General features: G+C 65.1%; 20 protein-coding genes. 9 read left to right on the plus strand and 11 right to left on the minus strand.

Translation table 11 applies throughout. From position 1 onward, the window contains the following. The first annotated feature begins 88 nt into the window (after positions 1-88). Genes ATF69_RS09840 through ATF69_RS09855 form a run of 4 tightly spaced genes read left to right on the plus strand, consistent with a single transcriptional unit; the run spans position 89 to position 5,255 of the window. Positions 89-1,453: a D-serine ammonia-lyase gene (locus ATF69_RS09840; RefSeq protein ID WP_146870808.1), complete on the plus strand. Its 1,365-nt coding sequence runs from the start codon at positions 89-91 to the stop codon at positions 1,451-1,453. Positions 1,454-1,512: 59 nt separating this feature from the next. Next, positions 1,513-2,499 carry a Bug family tripartite tricarboxylate transporter substrate binding protein gene (locus tag ATF69_RS09845; protein WP_146870809.1) on the plus strand — a complete coding sequence of 329 codons (987 nt, stop codon included), beginning with the start codon at positions 1,513-1,515 and terminating at the stop codon, positions 2,497-2,499. Between the two features lie 34 nt (positions 2,500-2,533). Beyond that, complete coding sequence (locus ATF69_RS09850; RefSeq protein ID WP_146870810.1) at positions 2,534-4,096, plus strand: amidase; 1,563 nt, start codon at positions 2,534-2,536, stop codon at positions 4,094-4,096. Between the two features lie 13 nt (positions 4,097-4,109). Beyond that, positions 4,110-5,255 carry an NAD(P)/FAD-dependent oxidoreductase gene (locus ATF69_RS09855; RefSeq protein ID WP_146870811.1) on the plus strand — a complete coding sequence of 382 codons (1,146 nt, stop codon included), beginning with the start codon at positions 4,110-4,112 and terminating at the stop codon, positions 5,253-5,255. A 28-nt stretch (positions 5,256-5,283) separates the two neighbouring features. Here the strand turns inward: ATF69_RS09855 and ATF69_RS09860 are convergent, their stop codons facing one another. The 3 genes from ATF69_RS09860 to ATF69_RS09870 form a co-directional block, all read right to left on the minus strand. Next, a complete protein-coding gene (locus ATF69_RS09860; protein ID WP_056744641.1) occupies positions 5,284-5,499 on the minus strand; it encodes a YjfB family protein in 216 nt (71 codons plus the stop codon). 100 nt (positions 5,500-5,599) lie between these two features. Continuing rightward, on the minus strand, positions 5,600-7,015 hold the full coding sequence (locus ATF69_RS09865; RefSeq protein ID WP_146870812.1) for a dihydrolipoyl dehydrogenase: 1,416 nt from the start codon (positions 7,013-7,015) through the stop codon (positions 5,600-5,602). A 154-nt stretch (positions 7,016-7,169) separates the two neighbouring features. Then, positions 7,170-7,763: an IMPACT family protein gene (locus tag ATF69_RS09870; RefSeq protein ID WP_056744645.1), complete on the minus strand. Its 594-nt coding sequence runs from the start codon at positions 7,761-7,763 to the stop codon at positions 7,170-7,172. A gap of 226 nt (positions 7,764-7,989) precedes the next feature. Here ATF69_RS09870 and ATF69_RS09875 point away from each other — a divergent pair, with 226 nt between their 5' ends. Beyond that, positions 7,990-8,190 (plus strand): hypothetical protein, encoded by a 201-nt coding sequence (locus ATF69_RS09875; protein WP_146870813.1) that lies wholly within the window; start codon positions 7,990-7,992, stop codon positions 8,188-8,190. Between the two features lie 41 nt (positions 8,191-8,231). Here the strand turns inward: ATF69_RS09875 and ATF69_RS09880 are convergent, their stop codons facing one another. Both ATF69_RS09880 and ATF69_RS09885 read right to left on the minus strand, forming a co-directional pair. After that, complete coding sequence (locus ATF69_RS09880) at positions 8,232-8,777, minus strand: GNAT family N-acetyltransferase (RefSeq protein ID WP_146870814.1); 546 nt, start codon at positions 8,775-8,777, stop codon at positions 8,232-8,234. A gap of 63 nt (positions 8,778-8,840) precedes the next feature. Next, on the minus strand, positions 8,841-9,803 hold the full coding sequence (locus ATF69_RS09885) for a bifunctional helix-turn-helix transcriptional regulator/GNAT family N-acetyltransferase (protein WP_146870815.1): 963 nt from the start codon (positions 9,801-9,803) through the stop codon (positions 8,841-8,843). A 191-nt stretch (positions 9,804-9,994) separates the two neighbouring features. Between ATF69_RS09885 and ATF69_RS09890 the strand changes: the two genes are divergently transcribed. After that, positions 9,995-12,409 carry a YgiQ family radical SAM protein gene (locus tag ATF69_RS09890; RefSeq protein WP_146870816.1) on the plus strand — a complete coding sequence of 805 codons (2,415 nt, stop codon included), beginning with the start codon at positions 9,995-9,997 and terminating at the stop codon, positions 12,407-12,409. A gap of 139 nt (positions 12,410-12,548) precedes the next feature. Here the strand turns inward: ATF69_RS09890 and ATF69_RS09895 are convergent, their stop codons facing one another. The 4 genes from ATF69_RS09895 to ATF69_RS09910 all read right to left on the minus strand — a co-directional run bounded on the left by ATF69_RS09895 (position 12,549) and on the right by ATF69_RS09910 (position 17,575). After that, on the minus strand, positions 12,549-14,981 hold the full coding sequence (locus ATF69_RS09895; protein WP_244303694.1) for an EAL domain-containing protein: 2,433 nt from the start codon (positions 14,979-14,981) through the stop codon (positions 12,549-12,551). Between the two features lie 320 nt (positions 14,982-15,301). Then, complete coding sequence (locus tag ATF69_RS09900; protein ID WP_056065035.1) at positions 15,302-15,763, minus strand: hypothetical protein; 462 nt, start codon at positions 15,761-15,763, stop codon at positions 15,302-15,304. 200 nt (positions 15,764-15,963) lie between these two features. Then, positions 15,964-16,668, minus strand: coding sequence for a DUF1294 domain-containing protein (locus tag ATF69_RS09905; protein WP_146870817.1), 705 nt, complete (start codon positions 16,666-16,668; stop codon positions 15,964-15,966). Positions 16,669-16,684: 16 nt separating this feature from the next. After that, the gene (locus ATF69_RS09910) at positions 16,685-17,575 is read right to left on the minus strand and encodes a CoA transferase (RefSeq protein ID WP_146870818.1); all 891 of its coding nucleotides are present in this window, start codon (positions 17,573-17,575) and stop codon (positions 16,685-16,687) included. A 175-nt stretch (positions 17,576-17,750) separates the two neighbouring features. On the opposite strand from ATF69_RS09910, the gene ygiD reads away from it, so the two are divergent. Then, on the plus strand, positions 17,751-18,614 hold the full coding sequence (gene ygiD, locus ATF69_RS09915) for a 4,5-DOPA-extradiol-dioxygenase (RefSeq protein ID WP_483189345.1): 864 nt from the start codon (positions 17,751-17,753) through the stop codon (positions 18,612-18,614). 117 nt (positions 18,615-18,731) lie between these two features. Here the strand turns inward: ygiD and ATF69_RS09920 are convergent, their stop codons facing one another. Next, positions 18,732-19,304 (minus strand): nucleotidyltransferase family protein, encoded by a 573-nt coding sequence (locus ATF69_RS09920; RefSeq protein ID WP_244303695.1) that lies wholly within the window; start codon positions 19,302-19,304, stop codon positions 18,732-18,734. Between the two features lie 34 nt (positions 19,305-19,338). Further along, entirely contained in the window at positions 19,339-20,535 is a 1,197-nt protein-coding gene (locus ATF69_RS09925) for an amino acid aminotransferase (RefSeq protein WP_116749944.1), read from the minus strand. Between the two features lie 105 nt (positions 20,536-20,640). Between ATF69_RS09925 and uvrB the strand changes: the two genes are divergently transcribed. Continuing rightward, positions 20,641-22,731, plus strand: coding sequence for an excinuclease ABC subunit UvrB (gene uvrB / locus ATF69_RS09930; protein WP_146870820.1), 2,091 nt, complete (start codon positions 20,641-20,643; stop codon positions 22,729-22,731). A gap of 251 nt (positions 22,732-22,982) precedes the next feature. Next, a complete protein-coding gene (iscR, locus tag ATF69_RS09935) occupies positions 22,983-23,519 on the plus strand; it encodes a Fe-S cluster assembly transcriptional regulator IscR (RefSeq protein WP_015013980.1) in 537 nt (178 codons plus the stop codon). The last annotated feature ends 49 nt before the right edge of the window (positions 23,520-23,568 follow it).

The raw sequence follows: 23,568 nt of genomic DNA on the forward strand, positions 1-23,568 counted from the left end.
ATACTAATGATGCGCTCAATATAAATGGTTTGTGACGGGGGCGTGACCGGCGAAGAATGGGGGCAAGACTTTTCGAGATGAACGCGCCATGACGATTGCCGAACCCCAAGCTGCCATCGATGCCTTGCTGGCCACCCGCCTGCGCAACGCCCAGCCCGCCCTCTGGACCAACCCGGCGCGGCAGGCACAGCCCGCCGCCGCGCTGCCTGCACTGGGCAGAACCATTAGTCTGGATGATACGCAAGGAGCGGCTGCCCGCCTGGCCCGTTTTGCCGGACTGCTGGCGCAGGTGTTCCCCGAACTGGCCGCTACCGGGGGCGTGGTGGAGTCGCCCTTGCTGCCTGCTGCGGCGCTGGCGCCTGCACTGGGCTTGGCCGAGGCGCAAGGCAGGCTGTTCATCAAGGCCGACCACAGCCTGCCCGTGGCGGGCTCCATCAAGGCGCGCGGCGGCATGCACGAGGTGCTGGAGTTTGCCGAGGGGCTGGCGCTGCAGCATGGTTTGGTAGAGCCCGGCGGCGACTACCGAGCGCTGGCGACGCCGCAGGCGCGCGAGCTGCTGGGTCGTTACCAAGTGGCGGTGGGTTCCACCGGCAACCTGGGCATGAGCATTGGTGTGGTGGCGTCTGCCTTAGGTTTTCAGGCCACGGTGCACATGTCGGCCGATGCCAAGGAATGGAAGAAAGACCGCCTGCGCCAGCGTGGCGTGCAGGTGGTGGAGCACGCGGGCGACTACGAACGCGCCGTGGCCGCAGGCCGTGCCGAGGCGGCCAGCAACCCGCAGTGCCACTTTGTGGACGACGAGCAATCGTTCTCGCTGCTGCTGGGCTACAGCGCAGCGGCGCTGCACCTGCAAAAGCAACTGGCCGAGCAGGGCGTGGCGGTGGATGCCGAGCACCCGCTCATCGTTTACCTGCCGTGTGGCGTGGGTGGTGCGCCAGCGGGCATCACCTTTGGTATGCGGCAGGTGCTGGGGCCGCATGTGCACTGTTTTTTCGCCGAGCCGGTGCAGTCGCCGTGCTTCATGGTGCAAATGATGGCCGATGCAACGCAAGGTGTGGGGCGGCACCCCTCGGTCTACGACTGGGGCCTGACCAACCGCACCGAGGCCGATGGCCTGGCCGTGCCGCGCGCGTCGCTGTTGGCGGCCGAACTGATGCGTCCGCTGCTGTCGGGCGTGTTCACTGTGGCCGATGACACCCTGTTTGCACACTTGGTGCGGGTGCTGGACGCCTTGGGCGAGCGCTTCGAGCCCTCGGCTGCCGCAGGCTTCAGCGGCCCGGCCATGTTGACGGGTACCACGGCCGGGCAGGCCTGGCTGCGCAGCACGGGCATTGAGGCCTTGCTGCACCAGGCCACGCATCTGGTGTGGACCACGGGCGGCCTGCTGGTGCCCGATGCGCAGTACCAAGGCTTTGTGCAGCGCGGGCGGGCCGTGCTGGCTGCGCAGGCCTGATGGCCCGCCAACTTTTTTCCTCTTTTTTTCTTTTCACTTTTTCTATCTGGAGCCACGCCATGAACCGCAAGCAACTGCTTTTGTCTGCCGTCCTCTGTGCCGCCCTGGGGGCCACTGCGTGGACTCCGGCAATGGCGCAGGAGGCTGCGTTCCCCACCAAGCCGATCACGCTGGTGATTCCGTTCCCGCCCGGTGGCGCCACCGATGTGCTGGGGCGGCTGATTGGCAAAAAGCTGGGCGACAAGCTGGGCCAGAGCGTGGTGATCGACAACCGCGCGGGGGCGGGCACGGTGATCGGTGCGACGTCGGTGGCGCGGGCGGCGCCGGATGGCTACACGCTGCTCATGAGTTCGGGCACCACCTTCACCGTCAACCCCGCCGTGCGCGCCAAGCTGCCGTACGACCCGGTCAAGAGCTTTGAGCCCATTGGCATCACGGGCCGCACGGGGTTGATTCTGCTGGCCAACAAGGATGTGCCGGCCAGCGACCTGAAGCAGTTCGTGGCCCTTGTGAAGGCGGCGCCCGACAAGTATTCGTATGGCTCGTTCGGCACGGGCACTACCTCGCAGTTTGCGGGCGAGATGTTCTTCCACGCGGCGGGTCTCAAGATCCAGCATGTGCCGTACAAGGGCAGTGCACCTGCGATGACCGACCTGCTCGGCGGGCAGATCCCGTTCACGGTGGATACCGTGTCGGCTGCGCTGCCGCAGCTCAAGGACGGCAAGATCAAGGCCATTGCGGTGACCTCTGGCAAACGCTCGGCCCTGCTGCCCAAGGTGCCTACGCTGGCGGAGAGTGGCTACCCCGGCCTGGAGATGGACACCTGGCTGGCCATGGTGGCGCCCCGTGGCCTGCCGCCGGCCGTGAAGTCCCGCCTGGAGCTGGCGCTGGCCCAGGTGGTGTCGGACCCCGAAACGCGTGACAAGATGATCGCGGTGGGGTTCGAGCCGTCCTATGCTTCGTCCAAGGCGTTGGCCGACCTGATCGACAAGGAGCTGCCGCTGATGCGCGCCATTGCACAGCGCGCAGCCATCACCGCAGACTGAACCCGTGTGACCAAAATAAGAAGACAAGCCCGAGATGACCACAACAAGCCCCCAAGCCCTGGTTGAGCTGACCGCCAACGAACTGCGCCATCACATCGGCACGCGCGAGATTTCGCCGGTGGAGCTGCTCGACGCCTGCATCGCCCGCATCGAGGCGGTGAACCCGCATGTGAATGCCGTCACTGCCACCTGCTACGACCGCGCCCGCACCGAGGCCAAAGCGGCCGAGCAAGCCGCGTTGCGCGGCGAACCACTGGGCCTGCTGCATGGCCTGCCCATGGGCGTGAAGGACCTGGAGGCCACTGCGGGCTTGCTGACCACCTATGGATCGCAGATCTACCGTGAGCACATTCCGGCCGAGGACAACGTGCTGGTGGCGCGCTTGCGCGCTGCGGGCGCCATCGTCACGGGCAAGACCAACATCCCCGAGATGGGGGCGGGCGCGAATTCGCGCAACACCGTGTGGGGCGCTACGGGCAATCCGTTCAACCCCAACCTGAACGCCGGGGGTTCTTCAGGCGGCTCGGCCGTTGCGCTGGCTTGCGACATGCTGCCGGTGTGTACGGGCTCGGACACGGGTGGGTCGCTGCGCATTCCTGCATCCATCTGCGGGGTGGTGGGCTTCCGGCCCTCGCCCGGCGTGGTGCCCAGCTCGCGCAAGCTGCTGGGCTGGACGCCGATTTCGGTGGTCGGCCCCATGGGCCGCACGGTGGAAGAAGCCTGCCTGCAGCTGGCGGCATCGGCCGGCATGTCGGCGGGCGACCCGCTGAGCTACCCGCTGGACCCGATGAGCTTTCTGTTACCCGAAACCGTGGACCTGAGCCGCCTGCGCGTGGCTTATACCGAGGACTTTGGTGCCTGCGCTGTGGACAACGGTATCCGCGCCGTGTTCCGCCGCAATGTACAGGCCATGAAGCACCTGTTTGCGCGTTGCGACGCCATCGACATCGACCTGGGCGATGTGCACCGCTGCTTTGACGTGCTGCGCGCCGAGGCCTTTGTGGCCAGCACGCGCGAGGCCTACGAGCGCGACCCCGCCAGCCTGGGCCCCAACACCCGCGCCAACTACGAAATGGGCGCCGCCATGACGCTGCTCGACAGCGCCTGGGCGCAGGCCGAGCAGACACGCATCCTGGCGCGGTTCCAGAAGCTGTACGAAGAGTACGACGTGATCCTGGCGCCCACTACGCCGGTGTCGCCGTTTGCGTGGACCGAGCTGTTTGCCAGCCATATCAACGGCGAGCCGCAGGCCAACTACTACCGATGGCTGGCGTTGACTTATGTGACCACGCTCACCACCCACCCGGCGCTGAGCCTGCCCTGTGGGCTGGACGACGCCGGGATGCCGTTTGGCCTGCAGATCGTGGGGCGCTTCCGTGCCGACCGCCACACGCTGGGCGTGGGGCATGCGCTGGAGCAGGCGTTCAAGGGCATTGCTGGGCTGGCACGGCCCCGGCCCGACATCGCCAAGCTGATGCAAACCAATGCCGAACCCGCGCTGACCTCCATCGTGACCGTGGCACCCGACCCCCGCGATGCCCGCAGCCTGCCGCGTGACGACCGTGCGGCATCGGCAGCGCAGGTGTCGGCCGTTTGAGCAGGAGGAGCAGATGCAAACCGTAGACACCATCGTCATCGGCGGAGGCATTGCCGGGGCCTCCGTGGCCTGGCAACTGGTGCAGCCCGGCGCCGCAGGGCAGAGCGCCAGAGTGCTGCTGCTGGAGCGCGAATCGCAGCCCGGCTACCACACCACCGGCCGCTCGGCAGCGCTGTACATGGCGACCTATGGCACGCCCAACATCCAGGCGCTGACGCGGGCCAGCCGGGCGTTTTACGACGCGCCGCCGGTGGAGTTTGGCTCTGACCCCATCCTCTCGCCCCGGGGCGTGGTCTATGTGGCCGGGCCGGACCAGCTGGACCTGCTCAAGCAGACCTACGACGAAGCACATGCCACCTCGCCCAATGTGCAATGGGTGGACAAGGCCGAGCTGCAGGCGATGCTGCCCTGCCTCAAACCCGAGGCTGTGGCAGCCGGCATGAGCGAGCCCGAGGCGGCCGACATTGATGTGAACGCCCTGCACCAGGGCTACCTGCGTGGCCTGCGCCAGCATGGCGGCCAGGTGCTGACGAACGCTGAGGTCACGGCTGTGCGCCGCGAAGGCACTGTGTGGCAGGTGACGCTGGCCGATGGGCGATTGTTTGCCGCCCCCACCATCGTCAATGCCGCGGGTGCCTGGGCCGATGTGGTGGCGGGCCTGGCCGGTGTACCACCCATCGGGCTGGAGCCGCGCCGCCGTACGGCATTCACCTTTCCTGTGCCTGATGGCATGGATGCCACCCACTGGCCAGCCGTGATTGGCATCGACGAGAGCTTTTACTTCAAGCCCGACGCGGGGCAACTACTGGGCTCACCGGCCAATGCCGACCCTACACATCCGCACGATGTGGTGCCGGAAGAGCTCGACGTGGCCACCGGGATTTATCACATCGAGGAAATGACCCGCTTCCAGATCCGCCGCCCGTCGCACACCTGGGCCGGGCTGCGCTCCTTCGTGTCGGATGGCGACTTGGTGATCGGCTGGGACAACCACGTGCCCGGCTTCTTCTGGCTGGCCGGGCAGGGCGGATACGGGATTCAAAGCGCGGCGGGCGCCTCGTTGCTGGCGCGGCAACTGTTGCGGGGCGAGCCGCTGTCCGAGGAGCTGGTGCGCGAGGGCGTGGGGGTGGAAGGGCTGTCGCCTGCGCGTTTGCGCTGAGGTGCCCAGACGGGAGGGGCTCAGCCTCTCAGGCGAAGGTGTTGACGTTGGTGCCCAACGTGCCGCTGGTGGCCAGCTGGGGCTGGGGCATGGACTGCTGCATGGCGTCGATCATGGTGGCGGCCGATACGGCCTGCATGTCCAGCGCCTTTTTCAGTACCACCATGTTCAAGGCGTCCGACGTCTTGGCGCTGGCCAGGTTGGTAGCGGTGTTGACGATGCTGTTGGTCAGGGCGACGTCCATGGTGACTCCTCGGGGCAATGGTGGGTTATCGGCGCGGCAGAACGCGGCTTGAGCGTTGTTACATGTTCAGCGGTCGTGAACCTGCCCTGTAGTGCTCCGCCTAGTCCAGCGCGGGTACCCCAAGGGCTGGGCAGGCGGCCAGGTCGGAGGCGTGGGTGTGTGGCAGCTGGCGGGCTGCGTCGCGCAAGGCGGTGCGCAGGCCTTCTTCCAGCGTGGGGTGATAGAAGGGCATGCCCAAGAGGTCGTGCACTGTCAGTTGCTGCTGCACGGCCAAGGCCAGCAGGTGCGCCAGGTGCTCGCCGTCAGGGGTGCACAGCTCGGCGCCCAGCAGGCGACCACTGGCATGGTCCGCATAGACGCACAGGCGTCCATGGTTGCGCTGGGCGGTGCGGGCACGGCCCTGGTTTGTGTAGCTGGCGGTGCCGGTGACGGTACTGTGCGCGTCCATGTCGGCCACGCGCGGTCCCACCACGGCCACGTTGGGGTCGGCGAACACGATGGACAGCAAGGTGCGGCGTCGAAAGCGCGTGGGATTGGGGGCCAGGGCGTTCAGGCCTGCAATATGGCCTTCATCGGCCGCCTCGTGCAACAACGGGGTGTGGGTGTTGGCGTCACCCGCCAGAAACACCGGCAAATTGCCAATTTGCTGGGTTTGTGGGTCTACGGTGGGCAGGCCGCGCGCATCCAGCGGTACGCCCAGTGTCTCCAGTCCCAGGTGTTCAATATTGGGCACCCGGCCCATGGCGGCGATGACCTGGTCCACTACCACGCGGTTGGCGCCGCTGGCGACTTCAATGCCTCCAGGCACTTCGCGCAGCTGCGCCTCGGCGCCCATGTGCAGCACCATGTCCTGCTTGAGCAGGGCCGCCAGCTCGGCATTCAGCGTTGGGTCGCTCAAGCCAGCCAGCGTGTGGCCAGTGGTGAACGCAGCCACCTGCAGGCCCAGCCGCGCGAGCGCTTGGGATAGCTCCACTCCAATCGGTCCCATGCCGATCACTGCAATGCGGGGGCCTAGGGTTGGTTGTTCGAACAAGGTGTCGGTGGTGAGCATGCGGTCGCCAAACGCCAGCCATGCCTCGGGCACACGGGGGCGTGATCCCGTGGCGATGATGATGCTGCGCGTGGCGTAAGCCGTGCCATCAATGTCCACCGAACGCGGCCCCAGCAGCGTGGCGCGCCCTGACACCTTGTTGTTGCCCAGTTCATGGGTGGCTTTGAGGGCGCCCGCCACGAAGTCGTCGCGCAGTGCGCGCACGCGCTGGAGCACGGAAGGCAGGTCTGCGGTCAATGCACTGGCGCCCCGAAGGCCAAATGCTTCAAAGGTGTGGCGGCGGTGGAAAGCGTTGGCCGCCTCGATCAGCGCTTTGGACGGCATGCAGCCCACGCGGGCGCAGGTAGTGCCCCAGGGGCCTTCATTGACAATGAGGTAGCGGTCGGTGCGCTTGCGCACTTCACGCAGCGCGGCCAGGCCCGCCGTGCCTGCGCCAATGATGATGGTGTCGAGCGGTTGGGCCATGGGGCTTTCTCGGAGTCTGAAAACCCGGAGTGTGATGCGCGAGCCGCCGCAACGTTGTAGGCGCACAGGCCGTTTCAGTGAGGCCGCTGAGGGCGCTTGCGCGCATGTGAAAACCGAGCTGGTTGCCCTTTGGGGGCCCGGTCTCGGCGTCCGATCAGGCCTCGGGGTCCGTCCAGCCCACTCGGCCTTGCCCGTGGTCGTTGATGCGTTGCACAAAAGGGGTGGCTTGCGTCTGGGGCAGGCGCAGCTGCAAGGTGACCAGGGTGCCATGCTGCACGTCCACCAATTCGGCGCCAGCAGCTTCAATTTCGCGGCGCAGCAGGCCTTCCAGGGCATAGGGCACCTGGCACTGCAGCAGGGCCATGCGCTGCAGCGTGACCTTGGGGGCCGTCAGCAGTGCCTGGGCAATTGTGTCGGTGTAGGCGCGCACCAGGCCGCCCGCACCCAGCTTGACGCCGCCAAAGTGGCGTACCACCGTGGCCAGCACGCCTTCCAGGTCCTGGTGGCGCAACACGTCCAGCATAGGGCGGCCGGCGGTGCCGCCGGGCTCGCCGTCGTCCACCGCAGCTGACTGTCCGCCCGCCAGTAGCGCCCAGCAGATATGGGCTGCGCCAGGGTGTTGCTTCCACAGCGCATCCACTGCCGCCTGAGCGCTGGCGCGGTCGGCCATGGGCTGCACGCAGCCGATGAAGCGGCTTTTCTTGATGATGAGTTCGCTGTGCGCCGGGGCAGCCAGAGTCTGGGGCATGGGGCAGCGAGTGTACGGCGAGCGCTTTGGGTGCCAGCAGGGAGCCGTGTGTGACGGAAGTCACAGCCCGGACCCTGAAGGGTGTGGATCGGCACAAATCGCGGTGGGAATGTGCGTTCTGTCACACATGCCATAGGCGTGCGTTCCTACACTGCGAACTTGTTGCTGTGGCCTACGCTGTTGCTACGCATTTGAAAGCGCCCGGGCCATCAGAAAAGGAACCGCCATGTTTGCCACTTCGCTCTCTGCACCTTTGCCTACCTCCCTCGCCAGCCATCTGTTCGGCCGTTTCATCTCTCCCTCGGTATCCCAGGCATCGGGTGCCAGCATGGTGGCATCGACCGGCGCGATGCCAAACGCAATGGAAGAGCACGACGACGAGATGCCGGACCTGGCGCAGCGCGTGCGGGAAATCGGTGAGTGGTGACACGGCGTGTTGCGTGACGTGACAAGCCACGCAGCGTCCCGTCACCCCGTGTTGCCCATGCCACCGTCTGCTGCGCCCAGGTCGCGTGCCATGAGCACGCTGGTGTAGTTGGTCAAAGGGCGCCAGTCGCACTCGCCGACCACCCGGTAACCCCAGGATTCATACATCGCTATCAAGGCCGTGGCCGGTTGCGCAGTGTCCAGCGCCATCACCCGGGCGCCCGCTCTGCGGGCATAGTCCAGGGCATAGGCGTGCAGCTGTGTGCCGTAACCCCGGCCTTTGGCGTCAGGGGTGATGCAGAACTGGCACAAAGACCACACCGAAGGGTCGCGGTACAGCGGCACTGAGGATTCGGGTTGCGGCGGTCGCAGCGTGACAGTGCCCACATAGTCTTCGCCGTCCAGCATCACCAACCCCGTGCCTGACGCAAACCGCTTCGCCGTATCTTCCACAGACTGGCGGGTGCCCCAGAAGCGCAGACCCCGCAGCGCGTGGGGTGCATAGGCGCAGTGGATGAGGGTGGTCAGGCGTGCGAGGTCATCGTCGGCCGTGACCGGGCGAATCAAAAGCGAATCGGACAAAGTCATCGAGATACTCCGTGGCCTCGCGTTGAAGGCCGCTGGTCGGTCAGCGGGTCGTGTTGCCTCATTTCAAAGCTTTAGCTCCCAGGTCTCTCCCACCAATTGCTGACCAAAGCCTTCGTAGGGCTCGGTCTTGACCAGCCGAAAACCGCGCTGACCGTAGATGCCACGCGCAGCTGTGAGGCAGCTGTTGGTCCATAGAACCATCTTTTTGTAACCTTTTGCACGTGCAAAGGCAATGCATTCGTCGGTGAGGCGGGCGCCCAGGCCGAGGCCCCTGGCTTTGGGGCTGAGGATGAGCATGCGCAGCTGCGCCGTGGTGGCCGATTTGCGCACCACAAACACCGAGCCCACACGCTCGCCGTCCAGCTCGGCGATCCAGGCTTTCTCCCATGCAGGCTGGAACTTGCGCAAGAACTGCGCTGCGATGTCTGCCACCAAGGCCTCAAAACGGTTGTCCCAGCCGTACTCGCGCCCATAGATCTCGCCATGCTGCTGCACTACCCAGCCCATGTCGCCGGGCAAAGGGTCGCGCAGGACGGCGATTCGGGTGCCATCCGCCGCGTTGGAGGGGGAGGACAGCAGGGTTTCGATCCGGTCCATGGCCTCCACGACCTCCTGGCGCCGAGCCGGGGGCAAGGGGGCGAGCAGTGCGGCAGCTTCGTCGCGCGAACGCTGCTGCAGCGGCTCGAACGCCTCGCGTCCAGCAGCGGTGAGCGTGACCAGGCTTTGCCGCGCGTCCTTGGCGTTGGCATGCCGTTCTATCCACCCGGCCTGCTCAAAACGCCGCAATATCCTGCTCATGTACCCGCCGTCCAGCCCCAGCTCCCGCGCGAGTTCGCTGGCCACAGGGGCCTCGCGATGGGCGAGTTCGTAGAGCACGCGCACGTCAGTCAGTGATAGCTTGCTGCCCAGGTACGGGTCCAGCACGCCAATGCGGCGGGTGATGAAGCGGTTGAACCGGCGCACGGCTTTCACCGCACTCGCAGGCACCGGGACGGACTCGGGAAGGGTAGAGGTGTTGTCGCTCATAAATGCCTCTGTCAGTTAATTAATTGACAAAAGCAAGTATATGTCTGACGGCCATCAAGCCTGTAACAGTGAGGGGCAAGGGCCGCCAAGGCGACAAAAACCGTCCGCCAACGTAAAATCACGGGTTATCCACCACAGACGCGCACCACGAAGGCCCCCATCGCACCGGGGGCGGCCGCGACCCCCTTTGCATGAACGCCCCCGTTGACGTCTCCTTTTTTGCGCGCGCCGCAAAGCCCTTGACCAGCTACCGTCCGTACTGGGCCAAGCGCTTTGGCACGGCACCGTTCCTGCCGATGAGCCGCGCCGAGATGGAGAAACTGGGCTGGGACAGCTGCGACATCATCCTGGTGACGGGCGACGCGTATGTGGACCACCCGAGCTTTGGCATGGCCGTGATCGGCCGCACGCTGGAGGCGCAGGGCTTTCGCGTGGGCATCATCGCCCAGCCCGATTGGCAGAGCGCCGAGCCCTTCAAAGCACTGGGCAAGCCCAACCTGTTTTGGGGCGTGACGGCGGGCAACATGGATTCGATGATCAACCGGTACACCGCCGACCGGAAGATCCGCAGCGATGACGCCTACACCCCCGGCGACGTGGGCGGCAAGCGCCCCGATCGTGCGGCCATCGTCTATAGCCAGCGCTGCCGCGAGGCGTACAAGGACGTGCCCATCATCCTGGGCGGCATTGAAGGCAGCCTGCGCCGCATTGCGCATTACGACTACTGGAGCGACAAGGTGCGCCGCTCCATCGTGGTGGACAGCAAGTGCGATCTGCTGCTGTACGGGAACGCCGAGCGTGCGCTCGTTGAAGTGGCCCACCGCATCGCAGCGCGTGAACCGGTGGAGCAGATCACCGATGTGCGCGGCACGGCCTTTGTGCGCCGACCGGACGACGAGAGCGGCAAGGGCTGGTTCGAGATCGACTCCACCACGGTGGACGAGCCCGGCCGCGTAGAGGCGCACATCAACCCGTACATGACCACCAGCGAGCAGGCTGCGGCCCAAGGCAGCACCTGCAGCAAAGAAGATGGGAATGCTACTGATTCTGTAGCGGGCACCGCAAATAACACCAGCGCTACCGGCCAAAACAGCCCCAACCCTGCCATTCAGCCGATCCAGTTCGTTGCCAATCCGGCGCTCAAGGCCAAGCTCAAGGTGCCCCCGCGCGAGAAGAGCGTGATCCGCCTGCCCAGCTACGAGCAGGTGAAAAGCGACCCCGTGCTCTACGCCCACGCCAACCGCGTGCTGCACTTGGAGACCAACCCTGGCAACGCGCGTGCATTGGTGCAGGCCCACGGCGAGGGTGTGACGGCGCGCGATGTGTGGATCAACCCGCCCCCCATCCCGCTGACCACGGCTGAGATGGACTACGTGTTCGACCTGCCTTACGCGCGTGGCCCGCACCCCAGCTACGCCGACGAAAACGGCAGTCATGACGGCGCGACCAAGATCCCCGCGTGGGAGATGATCCGGTTCTCCATCAACATCATGCGCGGCTGCTTTGGCGGCTGCACCTTCTGCTCCATCACCGAGCACGAAGGCCGCATCATCCAGAGCCGATCGGAAGATTCGATCATCCAGGAGATCGAGGACATCCGCGACAAGGTCAAGGGCTTCACAGGCACCATCAGCGACCTGGGTGGCCCCACGGCCAACATGTACCGCCTGGGCTGCCGCAGCCCCGAGATCGAGGCCGCCTGCCGCAAGCCAAGCTGCGTGTACCCCGGCATCTGCCAGAACCTCACCACCGACCACGGCCCGCTGATCAAGATCTACCGCCGTGGCCGCGCGCTCAAGGGCATCAAGAAGATACTCATCGGATCGGGCCTGCGCTACGACCTGGCGGTGAAATCGCCCGAGTACGTGAAGGAGCTGGTACAGCACCACGTGGGAGGCTACCTCAAGATCGCGCCCGAGCACACCGAGCAGGGCCCGCTCACCAAGATGATGAAGCCGGGCATCGGCAGCTATGACAAGTTCAAGCAGATGTTCGAGAAGTTCAGCGAAGAGGCGGGCAAGAAGCAGTTCCTGATCCCGTACTTCATCGCTGCGCACCCGGGCACCAGTGACGAGGACATGATGAACCTCGCCATCTGGCTGAAGAAGAACGGCTTCCGCGCCGACCAGGTGCAGACCTTCTACCCCAGCCCCATGGCCACGGCCACCGCCATGTACCACTCTGGCCGTAACACGCTGACCCGCGTGCGCCGCGAAATGCGCGATGTGGATGAAGAGTCTGTGGACATCGTGCGCGGCGAAAAGCGCCGCCGCCTGCACAAGGCCTTCCTGCGCTACCACGACCCGAACAACTGGCCGCTGCTGCGCGAGGCGCTCAAGGCCATGGGCCGGGCGGACCTGATCGGCAACGGCAAGCACCATCTGATCCCGACCTTCCAGCCGCTCACCGACGGTGGTTACCAGAGCGCGCGGCGCAAGAACTCGACCCCGACAGGGGCCAAGCCCGCCGTGGCACCTGCGTCGCGCACGGTGCAGCAGCCCACGAAGGGCCGCATCCTGACCCAGCACACGGGCCTGCCACCGCGCGTGACAGGAGGCGCGGCCAAGCCGGCTGCTGGCGGCAAACCGTTCAAGAAAGCACGATAGTCCGCTGCCAGCGTGCTTGCGTGGCGGGCAGGGCGTCCATCTGCCCATTGCATCTGCAGGCTGAAACGGTTGGCTGGCATGCCGCGCCAACCGCATCGGCGGGGTGGCGGGACTCAGGCGCGCCAGGCCCGCGCGGTGGTCAGGCGGTGGTGTAGTCCCTCGCCAGGCATTCCGACAGCGGCACGGGCTTTGCCACCGCATAGCCTTGGGCGTAGTTCACGCCGATGAGTCGCAACGCATCCACGGTGGCGTCGGACTCGGCGAACTCGGCAATCGTCTGCTTGCCCATCACATGGCCGATGCGGTGGATCATTTCCACCATGGCACGGTTGGTGGGGTCTTGCAGAAGGTCTTTCACGAAAGCGCCGTCGATCTTGAGGTAATTCACCGGCAGGTGCTTGAGGTAGGTGAAGGACGACATGCCCGCGCCGAAGTCATCGAGCGCGAACCGGCAGCCCAGTTGCTGCAGCTCCTTCATCAGTCGCACCGCGTTGGGCAGGTGCGATATCGCGCTGGTCTCGGTGATCTCGAAGCACAGCAGCGCGGGGTCCAGCCCGGATTCGGTGAGCGTGGTGCGTATGTACTTGAGCAGGCTGTCGTCGCCCAGGCTGGTGCCCGAGAGGTTGATGGCGCAGGTGTGCAGCGGCTGGGCGCCCGGGGTGCGCTGGTGCTGCGCCAGCGCCTGCAGTGTGTGGCGGATCACCCAGCGGTCGATGGACGGCATCATCCCGTAGTGCTCGGCGGCCGGGATGAAGGTGCCAGGCGCCACCAGCTGGCCGTTTTCCTCCTCGCGCAGGCGCAGCAGCACCTCCATGTGCAGGCCTTCATCACCGGTGCCTTGCAGCGCGCGGATGGTCTGCGCGTACAGCTGGAAACGGTTGTGCTCCAGCGCCAGGCGCAGGCGCCGCACCCAGTCCATGTCGCCTTCGCGCCGGGTCATCTCGATGTCTTCGGGCTGGTAGATGAACACCCTGTTGCGCCCACCTTCCTTGGCACGGTAGCAGGCCATGTCGGCCACGCGCATGGCCTCCTGGATGGAGGTGAGCGCTGGGATGAGCTGCACCATGCCGATGGATAGGCCTGTGCTGAGCTGCTGGCCTTCCCAGGCCAGGCGCAGGTCTTGGCCAGCCTGGCGCAATTGCTCTGCAATGCGCGCCGAGGGGCCAACGGGGCAGTCCTTGAGCAGGATGCCGAATTCGTCGCCGCCCAGCCGTGCCAGCGTGTCCCCTTCGCGCAGGTGGCTTTGCAGCATGCGACAGACCTCCCGCAGCATCTCGTCCCCGGCCTGGTGGCCGCAGGTGTCGTTGATGAGCTTGAACTGGTCCATGTCCACGTAGAGCAGCGAGCCCTCACGGCCCGGCTGGCGCGGGTGGCTGAGCAGGGCTTCAAGCCGGTGCTCGAACTCGCGGCGGTTCACCAGGCCCGTCAGCGCATCATGGCTGGCCTGCCACGAGAGCTGCTCTACATAGTTCTGCTCGCGCGTGACGTCGTGCAGCGCCAGCACCGCCCCGGTCAGCACACCCCGGTGCCGGATGGGAGAGCCCACCAGCCTCACCGGAACGATGCTCTGGTCCGGTCGCACCAGGGTGCGGTGGATGTTGCCCTTGGCGGCACCATCGCTGCGCAGCAGCGTCTGCACCAGGGCGTCGGCCGACAGGGGTGGTGCATCACCTTCGAAGACCAGCAACTGCGCCAGAGGTTGCCCGGTGGCCTGGGCGGCCGGGCGGGCCAGCAAGGTTTCTGCGGCAGGATTCATGTAGGTGACCTCGCCGTGGATGTTGGTCGTCACCACGGCATCGCCAATGGCGGCCAGCGTGGTGCGCGCCTGTTCCCGCTCGACCTCCAGGGCGCGCTCCGCGTTCTGGCGCTGGGCCAGCAACTTGTGCGTGTGCCACAGGGTCAGAAGAATCAGCACCAGGGCCATGCCCATGTTGGTCCACATCAGCAGGAGCACGATGTGGCGCGAGCTTTCGCCCAGGGCCTCGCTGAAGTTCCGGGCCGCCGGGGTCACGCCCGCGTTGATGTCGCGGATGGTGTTCTGCCACCGTTCGCGGGTGGTGGCGTCCGCCGTGCCGGCGGTGTTGCGCTGGTGGATCTCGTGCGACAGCTCGCGCAGCGCACGGATGTACTCGTCGCCCACCAGCCATTGGTCTACCGGCTTCTTCACCAGATCAAAGCCGTCAAAGTAGCGCAGCAGCCAGATCAGGCCGTCAATGTCATCGGGGTGGTTACCACCGCGCAGAAAGCCGTCGCGCGCCACATCCGTCTGCACCTGGCCTGGCTCCAGGGCCAGCCGTGCCGCCCGGTCGCCCAGCGGGATCTCCATGGCGCGGGTGAACCCTTCAAAGGCCTGGGGGGAGCCGGTGATGGCGTACTGGTTCAGAAAATAGATGGCATCCTTCTGGCCTTTGGTCCATAGGCTTTCGCCTGCAACGAAGGCACGCACCGAGGACAAAACATGCAGGCTGGCCGTGGCGCACACCGCCAGCAGCAACACCATGGTGATGAAAGGCCAGGTCACCCGCAACGTCAACGGCACAGGCCTTCGCTCGACCGGCTGCAATACATCCATGGATGGCTCCCTCGCCTCGTGCCAAGCTGCTTGCGCCAGTGATGCCTGGTGGCCCCATCCGGCGCGCCCTCATCAGTGTGTCCGCATGCTCCGTCAATGCCTGCGGTCCAGGGTTGTCCTGGAACGGGTGGCTGATTCGGCGGTGCGGTGCTTCCGACCCACTATATAGAGATCAACTTGCCAGCGCATGCAAAGTTTGGCAACCCCTTGTGCCTGCGGGGAATGGCCGCCATGCCGATGCGCACCCGCACCTGAACCTGCGCGCGGCGGGCTATCGCTGGCTCCGCCCAGGTGTTGCCCAGCCTGGCAGAAGCCGGTGTTTACGGCGCCGCAGCGTGGGTGCCCACCAGCACGGACTGCGGGCCATCGTCTGCGGGCTGCGAGATCAGGTCTTCGATGATGAAGGTGCGGTAATAGAACGCCGTGACCGCGCCTTCGGGGGCAATGGCTGCCACCAGCGTGTCGGTGTCGTCCTTGTCGTTCACTGCGATCAGAATGCCGTGGTGGCCGGAGCCCGCCAGGTCGGCAATGCGCCGCACCATGTCGCCTTCGGCGCCCACAGATGGCAGCGGTGCATCTGCAGTGCCCAGGGTATGCACAATTTCTTGCAGGATGACTTCGGGGCTGGCGTAGGCGACATCGCCCTGATGGCCTGCTGCCTGCAATGCGAGTGCGGCCTGGCGCGCGCAGTCCTCGTCGGGGAACAGCGCAAACACCTGGCCGGTGGGGTAGAAAACGCCGCCCATGGTGGTCATGGTGGAATCAAGGACGAGGGGTTTCATGGGCATCTCCCGAAGTGTTTCAGACCTTTGGGATTGAAACCGGGCCTCCTGGCGCGCTGTGTAGGCCAGCGGGCCATCTGTGCGTCAGCCCGCTTTGCATTGCCGGGGGCTGGGTCACAAGAATATGTGCCAAAAGCGCTTGATGCGCTAGTGCTTCATGGGTTGATTGCTATCAATTTGTTAGTTTTTGACCGCATCTGCTAGCCCAGCCATCCACCCAGCCAGGCCCCCAGCGCCGCGCAATGCAGCACCACCGTCGCCCAATACACCGCGCGAAACTCCGCCTTGCGGGATTTGTGCCGCAGCCACTGCTGGGCCCACCATGCGCCGGGCCAGCCGCCTGCAAGGCTCAGCAGGTGCAGGTGGCTTTCCTTGGTGCGCCACCGGCCGTTTTGCGCGGCGCTTTTGTCGATGGCGTAGACCAGAAAGGTCAGGAGGTTGACGGCGACCGCCGCGCCCAGCACCCACCACGGCAGTCTTCCTGCCCAGAGGCCCCAGCCCAGCAGCCCCGCCCAGCCGAGCATGAGTAGCCGTATCAGCGCCGATCCGGTGGGAGTGGTCGGTTCGATGGCCGCCACAGGGCGCCTGCGCCTGGGGGCTTGAGGTTGCCCCGCCCGTTGCGCCGGCGCGCGCCGCGCTGGGTGCGCAGGGGGCGGCGGCGTCGGTGCCGTGCTGCGGGGCTGGAACGCGCCACCCGCGTGTGCAGTGGGCAACACCGCCATGGCCCGGGGCCCTTTTCCGCCGACATGAATCTCCTCGTACACCACGGCGAGCCCTTCGCGGGGCGGGGTCGTGCCCCGGTAGTCCCGCACATGAAAGAACACATCGGCGGACGTGTCAGGGCTGCGGATAAAGCCGAAGGCGCGGCTGGCGTCCCAGCGGACGACGGTGCCTTGTTTCTGCATCGGTCAGGAAGTGCTTTCAGGCCAGGGTTTGCAAAGGAATGTCTTGCGCCACCGCCAAAGCATCAAGCTGCGCGCGGGTCTGTGTGCGCAAGAACGCCGCCACGGCCGCGTGGGTGGCGGGGGCGCGCAGCACCTGCGGGTCGCCCGTGGCGGGCAAGCCTGCGGCAGCACACAGGCTGGCGGCGAAGTGGGGTTCCAACGCGGCCACGGCCACGCGGCCGTCGGCGCAGGGGTAGATGCGGTAGCCTGCGTGGTTGCCTCCCACGTCGCCCTCGGGGGTGGTCAGGCCCCAGTCGCGCGGCTGGGCCAGCCAGGCGGCGGCGTCGGCCAGGGCGACTTCGATGCACACGCCGTTGCCTGTGTGGGCGCGCTCCAGCAGGGCCTGCAGCACGGCTTCGCTGGCCATCAGGGCGCCGCCCATGTCGGCGTACAGGGTGGGTGGCATCTCGGTGCCGGTCACCAGGCCCGCATCAGCCAGGTAGGTGAGGTCATGGCCGGGCTCCTCGGCCCGCTCGGCCGCCGCGCCCACGATGCGTACCAGCGAAAGGCGTGGATATTTTGATTGAAGCGCCTCCCAGGAGAGGCCCAGCTTGGCCAGGGCCGACGGACGGAACGAGGTGATCAGCACATCGGTGCTTGCCAGCTCTGCATGCAGCGTGGCCTGGCCTTCGGTCGTCTTGAGGTGGGCATGCACCACGCGCACGCCCTGGTGCAACGTGGCATAGGCCGCCGGGCTGTAGATGCCCATGGGGTCGGCACTGGGGTAGCCGGGGGCTGGAGGCGGTTCGAGCTTGGAGCATTGGGCTCCCATGCGGGCGCAGCGCATCAGGGCGGCAGGGCCGGGCAGGTTCAGCGCGAGGCTCAGGACGCGGACATTGCGCAGGGGCTGGGGCAGGGCGGTGGTCATGGGCTCAGGGTTGTCTCGGTGTTGTGGTTTTGAATGGAAGGTGTGGCGCTGGAACTTCGCAGGGCGCGCGGGCTCACTCCCTGCGTTATACATAATTTGTTACGCTCCCTGACCCATGCAACGCAGAACCTCTTTGGCCGCCCTCACGGGCCTGGCCGCCTTTCCGGGAGCTTTCATGACCTCGTCTTTGAGCAGTGCCGCCACGGCGACCGCGCTGCAGGCGCTCAAGCCCTCGCCCCGCATGCCCGTGCTGTTTGTGGGCCATGGCAGCCCCATGAATGCCATCGAGGACAACGCCTGGCGCCGCAGCTGGCAGGCCATGGGTACGGAACTGATGGCGCGGGCGGTGCAGCCGCAGCTCATCCTGTGTGTGTCGGCCCACTGGCTCACGCGTGGTGGCTGGCAGCTCACCGGCATGGCCAACCCCAAAACCATCCACGACTTTGGCGGCTTCCCCCAGGCGCTGTTCGACCAGCAGTACCCCGTGCCGGGCGCACCGGCCGTGGCGCGCAGCCTGGCCAGGGAGCTGAAATCTCCTGCCACGGGCGCCGCCCTCGGCGTGGACGAGGGCGAGTGGGGGCTGGACCACGGCACCTGGTCGGTGCTCAAGCCCATGTTTCCCCAGGCGCGTATCCCGGTGATGCAGCTCAGCATGGACTACAGCCGAGCACCGGCCGAGCACTATGCGCTGGGCCAGCAGCTCAAGGCCCTGCGCGAGCGGGGCGTGCTGATCGTGGGCAGCGGCAACATCGTGCACAACCTGCGCGCATCCCGCCGTGGCTCGGCTGCCAACGAAGCCTACGACTGGGCCACGGAGTTCGACACCGTGGTGCAGGAGCAGATCAAGAAGGGCCAGCTGGGCGCCTTGCAGGACTTCCAGAACCTGGGCGCCGTGGCCCAGCAGGCGCACCCCACTTACGAGCACTACCTGCCGCTGCTTTACGCAGCGGGAGCCGTGCTGCCCAGCGAGATGCCCCGCTTTTTCAACACGGGCTATCAGTCGGCATCGATCTCGATGCGGTCGGTGCTGTGGGGCTGATGGATGCTTTCTGAAGCGGATTGAATGCTTCTTTTTTGATAGCTATTGGTGCATGTACATCTAGCACTTGAGGCCAAAAACGCCTGAAATCGCCGCGTCGCAGCGGTGGGGCGGTCTTCAGGTCGCCGCGCGACCTGCGGCCTGGATCGTCAGCCACGGCCAGCGTTCGCGATAGCTTTGCGCCTTGGCCTCAAACAACGGCAGGTGCGGGCAGGCGGGGTTGGGTTTGAGAAGTCCTGCGTACAGCTCTTCCAGTCCGTACGGCGCGTACAGCGTGGGCTGAGCAACGCCGGGGGTGATGGCAGGTTGCAGGCCCACGCAGGTGCAGGGCACCAGAAAACGCTCGATCCCGTTGCGGGCGGACTGCAGCGGCGCATACGGGTAACCAAACCAGCGCTCGTACCAGAGGTGCACGCGGGCCTGGTTCTTGGCTTCGACGGTGATGGGCAGGTCGGCGAAGAGGGCGGTGGCGCGGGCTTGCACCTGTTGCTCCGCCGATTCGGACAAGTCGTTGCCGTCGAAGTAGAACAGGTCGTAGTCCTTGATGTTCGCGGTGGGCTCCAGGCCAGAGTGCAGGTTCCACACCGTCTGGAACAGGCAGCCCGCCACCAGCCACGCGTCGGGCAGGCCCAGAAACGGCAAACGCTCCAGAAGGGCCGCGTTGTGCGGGTTCTGGAGCGTTTCGCTCACAAAGCGGCGCGCGAGCGCCGCTTCCTCATCGTGCTCAGACGACCTTTGCAATGGCCTGGCAGACGTAGTCGATGTTCTTGCTGTTCAGGGCCGCGACGCACATGCGGCCGGTGTCGGTACCGTACACGCCGAACTCGTTGCGCAGGCGAACCATCTGGTCCTTGGACAGGCCGGAGTAGCTGAACATGCCGATCTGGGTGGTGATGAAGGACATGTCCTGCTTCACTCCCGCAGCCTTGAGGCCGTCCACCAGCTTTTGGCGCATGGCCTTGATGCGCACGCGCATTTCGGCCAGTTCTTGTTCCCACATGGCGCGCAGCTCGGGGTTGTTCAGCACGGCGGCCACCACTGCGCCACCGTGGATGGGTGGGTTGGAGTAGTTGGTGCGAATCACGATCTTCAGTTGGCTCAGCACGCGGCCGGCTTCTTCCTTGTCGGCGCACAGCACCGACAGGCCGCCCACGCGTTCGCCGTACAGGCTGAAGCTCTTGCTGAAAGATGTGGACACAAAGAAGTTCAGGCCGGCAGCCACAAACTTGCCGATCACGGCGCCGTCTTCGGCGATGCCGTGGCCAAAGCCCTGGTAGGCCATGTCCAGGAAGGGCGTCAGGCCCTTGGCCTTGACGACGGCGATGACCTGGTCCCACTGCGCGGCGGTGATGTCGTAGCCGGTGGGGTTGTGGCAGCAGGCGTGCAGCACGACGATAGTGCCGGGGGCGGCTGCATTCAGGCTGGCCAGGAAACCTTCGAAGTTCACGCCGCGCTTTTCAGCGTCGTAGTAGGCGTAGGTGTCCACTTCAAAACCGGCGTTGGTGAACAGCGCGCGGTGGTTTTCCCAGCTGGGGTCGGAGATCAGCACCTTGGCGTTGGGGCTGACCTTCTTCAGGAAGTCGGCACCGATCTTGAGGCCGCCGGTGCCGCCGATGGCCTGCACGGTGGCTACGCGGCCAGACTTCACGGGTTCGCTCTCAGCGCCGAACACCAGGCTCTTGACGGCGTTGTCGTACGCCACGATGCCGTCGATGGGCAGGTAGCCACGGGCCGTGGGGGTGGACATCATGGTCTTTTCTGCGGCCTGCACACATTGCAGCAGGGGCAGCTTGCCGTTGTCGTCGAAATAAACGCCGACGCCCAGGTTGACCTTGTTGGGGTTGGTGTCGGCGTTGAATTGCTCGTTGAGGCCCAGGATGGGGTCGCGGGGGGCCATTTCGACGGCGGTGAACAGAGACATGAAAATCCTTGAAAGGTTGTCAGTAGCGAAGAATCCGGGCGTGGTGTACTGTGCCGGGTTCGGCCGATTTTAACGGCCCGCCTTCACCACCCGTTGACCGCCCCCATGCCGGATATCACAGAAGTCATAACTGAAAAGCAAGACGGCGAATTCGTCCGCTTCCCCGACTCCCCGTTTGAACTGTTCCAGCCGTATCCACCGGCAGGCGACCAGCCCGAGGCCATCAATAAGCTGGTGGAGGGACTGAATGATGGGGAAACCTTCCAGACGCTGCTGGGTGTGACGGGATCGGGTAAGACCTTCACCATGGCCAACGTGATCGCGCGCATGGGACGCCCGGCCATCATCTTTGCGCCCAACAAGACACTGGCCGCGCAGCTGTACAGCGAGTTCCGCGAGTTCTTTCCCAAGAACGCCGTGGAATATTTCGTCAGCTACTACGACTACTACCAACCCGAGGCCTACGTGCCGCAGCGCGACCTGTTCATCGAGAAGGACAGCGCGATCAACGAGCACATCGAGCAGATGCGGCTGTCTTGCACCAAGAGCCTGATGGAGCGGCGCGATGTGGTGATCGTGGCCACCGTGTCGGCCATCTACGGCATTGGCGAGCCCGAGAGCTATCACCGCATGGTGATGACGCTGCGGGTGGGAGACAAGCTGGGGCAGCGGGACGTGATCGCCCAGTTGATCCGCATGCAGTACCAGCGCAACGAGGCGGACTTTTCGCGGGGCAAGTTCCGTGTGCGGGGCGACACCATCGATGTGTTCCCGGCCGAACACTCCGAGCTGGCGATTCGCATTGAGCTGTTTGACGACGAGATTGAGAGCCTGCAGCTGTTCGACCCGCTCACGGGCCGCGTCAAGCAGAAGATCCCGCGTTTTACCGTGTACCCCAGCAGCCACTACGTGACGCCGCGCGACAAGGTGCTGGCGGCGGTCGAGACCATCAAGCTGGAACTGGCCGAACGCCTGCAGCAGCTGGTGGCTGACGGCAAGCTGGTCGAAGCGCAGCGGCTGGAGCAGCGCACGCGATTTGATCTGGAAATGCTGAGCGAAGTGGGCCACTGCAAAGGCATCGAGAACTACACGCGCCACCTGTCGGGCGCGGCGCCAGGCGATCCGCCCAGCACGCTGACCGACTACATGCCCAAGGACGCGATCATGTTTCTGGACGAAAGCCACCAGATGATCGGCCAGCTCAACGCGATGTACAGCGGCGACCGCTCGCGCAAGACCACGCTGGTCGAATATGGTTTTCGCCTGCCTTCGGCCCTGGACAACCGACCGCTCAAGTTCGAGGAGTTTGAGCAACGCATGCGGCAGGTGATCTTTGTATCGGCCACGCCTGCCGACTACGAAAAGACCCATGCAGGCCAGGTGGTGGATCAGGTAGTGCGCCCCACGGGCTTGGTGGACCCGGTGGTGGAGGTACGCCCCGCCACCCATCAGGTGGATGATGTGCTACAAGAAATACGCATTCGTGTAGAAAAGCATGAGCGCGTACTCATTACCACGCTGACCAAGCGCATGGCCGAGCAGTTGACCGACTATCTCACCGACAACGGTGTCAAGGTGCGCTACCTGCACAGCGATGTGGACACCGTGGAGCGGGTGGAGATCATCCGCGACCTGCGCCTGGGGGCTTTTGACGTGCTGGTGGGCATCAACCTGCTGCGCGAGGGGCTGGACATTCCTGAGGTGTCGCTCGTGGCGATCCTCGATGCGGACAAGGAAGGCTTCTTGCGCGCCGAGCGCAGCCTGATACAGACCATTGGCCGTGCAGCGCGCAACTTGAACGGCCATGCCATCCTTTACGCCGACCGCATCACCGACTCCATGAAAAAAGCCATGGGTGAGACGGAACGCCGGCGCATCAAGCAGATCGCATACAACGAGGCTAACGGGATCACGCCGCGCAGCATTGTCAAGCGGGTAAGAGACCTGATTGACGGCGTGTACAGCGAAAAAGCCGGCAAGGACGCCGAACGTTTGGAGCAGGAAGCGTTGCAGCGGGCGCAGGTGGAGGACATGTCCGAGAAAGACGTGGCACGCGAGATCAAGCGCCTGGAAAAGCTCATGCTGGAACATGCTCGCAATCTGGAGTTCGAGCAGGCGGCCCGGGTGCGCGACCAGCTCACGCGTCTCAAGGACCAGGCCTTTGGTGCGCACGGCAGGGATTCCGTGGCCTTGTAAAAGGGATTGCGATTGGGAATGCGATGAGAAAATACTATTGAGTCGATTAATAACTATTTGGTTTTTTAACCCGACAGAATCAATAGGGATTTGTGCTATACTCGCACAAAACACTCAACAAAACAGCCCAACGATGAAGGGCTCCGCAGCAGGTGACTGGGCGGAGTAAGGGGCGGAGACGGTGCCTCGCTGGCAAACAGTCAGCGCAGGCGGTTTCTTCAACGAACAAGCCTTAGCACAAGGAGCTTGCGATGCGTCTCACAACCAAAGGCCGTTTTGCGGTCACCGCCATGATTGACCTGGCCCTGCGCCAGAACAACGGCCCCGTCACGCTGGCTGCCATCAGCCAGCGTCAGCAGATTTCGCTGTCGTACCTGGAGCAACTCTTTGGCAAGCTGCGCCGCCATGAACTGGTGGAATCCACCCGTGGCCCCGGCGGCGGTTATACGCTGGCCCGCAAGGCAGGCGACATCACGGTGGCCGACATCATCGTTTCGGTCGATGAACCCATCGACGCCACGCAGTGTGGTGGCAAGGAAAACTGCCTGGGTGAAGCCGGCCGTTGCATGACGCACGAGCTGTGGGCCTCGCTGAACCAGCGCATGGTCGAATTTCTGGATTCCGTCACTCTGCAAAAGCTGGTGGACGAGCAGCTCGCCAAGGGCGTGCAGATCGAGGACAAGCCCGTGGTGCGCCGCGCCATCTCCACCACCCCGGTGGTCAAGCCCATTCGCGTGAATGCCCCGAACTCGGTGTTTGCGCTGGGTAACGTCTTCGCCAAATCCTGATGCTTGGTGCGCCGTGCTGACCCTGGGGTCGGCGCTGCCCTGACCGTTT

This window comes from Acidovorax delafieldii, assembly GCF_007993815.1.
Classification (GTDB): Bacteria; Pseudomonadota; Gammaproteobacteria; order Burkholderiales; family Burkholderiaceae_C; genus Acidovorax; species Acidovorax delafieldii.

What these genes read in the sequence shown, in the direction of transcription:
- ATF69_RS09840 (WP_146870808.1), top strand. Translation starts at nt 89, where the DNA reads ATGACGATTGCCGAACCCCAAGCTGCCATCGATGCCTTGCTGGCCACC.
- ATF69_RS09845 (WP_146870809.1), top strand. Translation starts at nt 1,513, where the DNA reads ATGAACCGCAAGCAACTGCTTTTGTCTGCCGTCCTCTGTGCCGCCCTG.
- ATF69_RS09850 (WP_146870810.1), top strand. Translation starts at nt 2,534, where the DNA reads ATGACCACAACAAGCCCCCAAGCCCTGGTTGAGCTGACCGCCAACGAA.
- ATF69_RS09855 (WP_146870811.1), top strand. Translation starts at nt 4,110, where the DNA reads ATGCAAACCGTAGACACCATCGTCATCGGCGGAGGCATTGCCGGGGCC.
- ATF69_RS09860 (WP_056744641.1), bottom strand. Translation starts at nt 5,499, where the DNA reads ATGGACGTCGCCCTGACCAACAGCATCGTCAACACCGCTACCAACCTG.
- ATF69_RS09865 (WP_146870812.1), bottom strand. Translation starts at nt 7,015, where the DNA reads ATGGCCCAACCGCTCGACACCATCATCATTGGCGCAGGCACGGCGGGC.
- ATF69_RS09870 (WP_056744645.1), bottom strand. Translation starts at nt 7,763, where the DNA reads ATGCCCCAGACTCTGGCTGCCCCGGCGCACAGCGAACTCATCATCAAG.
- ATF69_RS09875 (WP_146870813.1), top strand. Translation starts at nt 7,990, where the DNA reads ATGTTTGCCACTTCGCTCTCTGCACCTTTGCCTACCTCCCTCGCCAGC.
- ATF69_RS09880 (WP_146870814.1), bottom strand. Translation starts at nt 8,777, where the DNA reads ATGACTTTGTCCGATTCGCTTTTGATTCGCCCGGTCACGGCCGACGAT.
- ATF69_RS09885 (WP_146870815.1), bottom strand. Translation starts at nt 9,803, where the DNA reads ATGAGCGACAACACCTCTACCCTTCCCGAGTCCGTCCCGGTGCCTGCG.
- ATF69_RS09890 (WP_146870816.1), top strand. Translation starts at nt 9,995, where the DNA reads ATGAACGCCCCCGTTGACGTCTCCTTTTTTGCGCGCGCCGCAAAGCCC.
- ATF69_RS09895 (WP_244303694.1), bottom strand. Translation starts at nt 14,981, where the DNA reads ATGGATGTATTGCAGCCGGTCGAGCGAAGGCCTGTGCCGTTGACGTTG.
- ATF69_RS09900 (WP_056065035.1), bottom strand. Translation starts at nt 15,763, where the DNA reads ATGAAACCCCTCGTCCTTGATTCCACCATGACCACCATGGGCGGCGTT.
- ATF69_RS09905 (WP_146870817.1), bottom strand. Translation starts at nt 16,668, where the DNA reads ATGCAGAAACAAGGCACCGTCGTCCGCTGGGACGCCAGCCGCGCCTTC.
- ATF69_RS09910 (WP_146870818.1), bottom strand. Translation starts at nt 17,575, where the DNA reads ATGACCACCGCCCTGCCCCAGCCCCTGCGCAATGTCCGCGTCCTGAGC.
- ygiD (WP_483189345.1), top strand. Translation starts at nt 17,751, where the DNA reads ATGACCTCGTCTTTGAGCAGTGCCGCCACGGCGACCGCGCTGCAGGCG.
- ATF69_RS09925 (WP_116749944.1), bottom strand. Translation starts at nt 20,535, where the DNA reads ATGTCTCTGTTCACCGCCGTCGAAATGGCCCCCCGCGACCCCATCCTG.
- uvrB (WP_146870820.1), top strand. Translation starts at nt 20,641, where the DNA reads ATGCCGGATATCACAGAAGTCATAACTGAAAAGCAAGACGGCGAATTC.
- iscR (WP_015013980.1), top strand. Translation starts at nt 22,983, where the DNA reads ATGCGTCTCACAACCAAAGGCCGTTTTGCGGTCACCGCCATGATTGAC.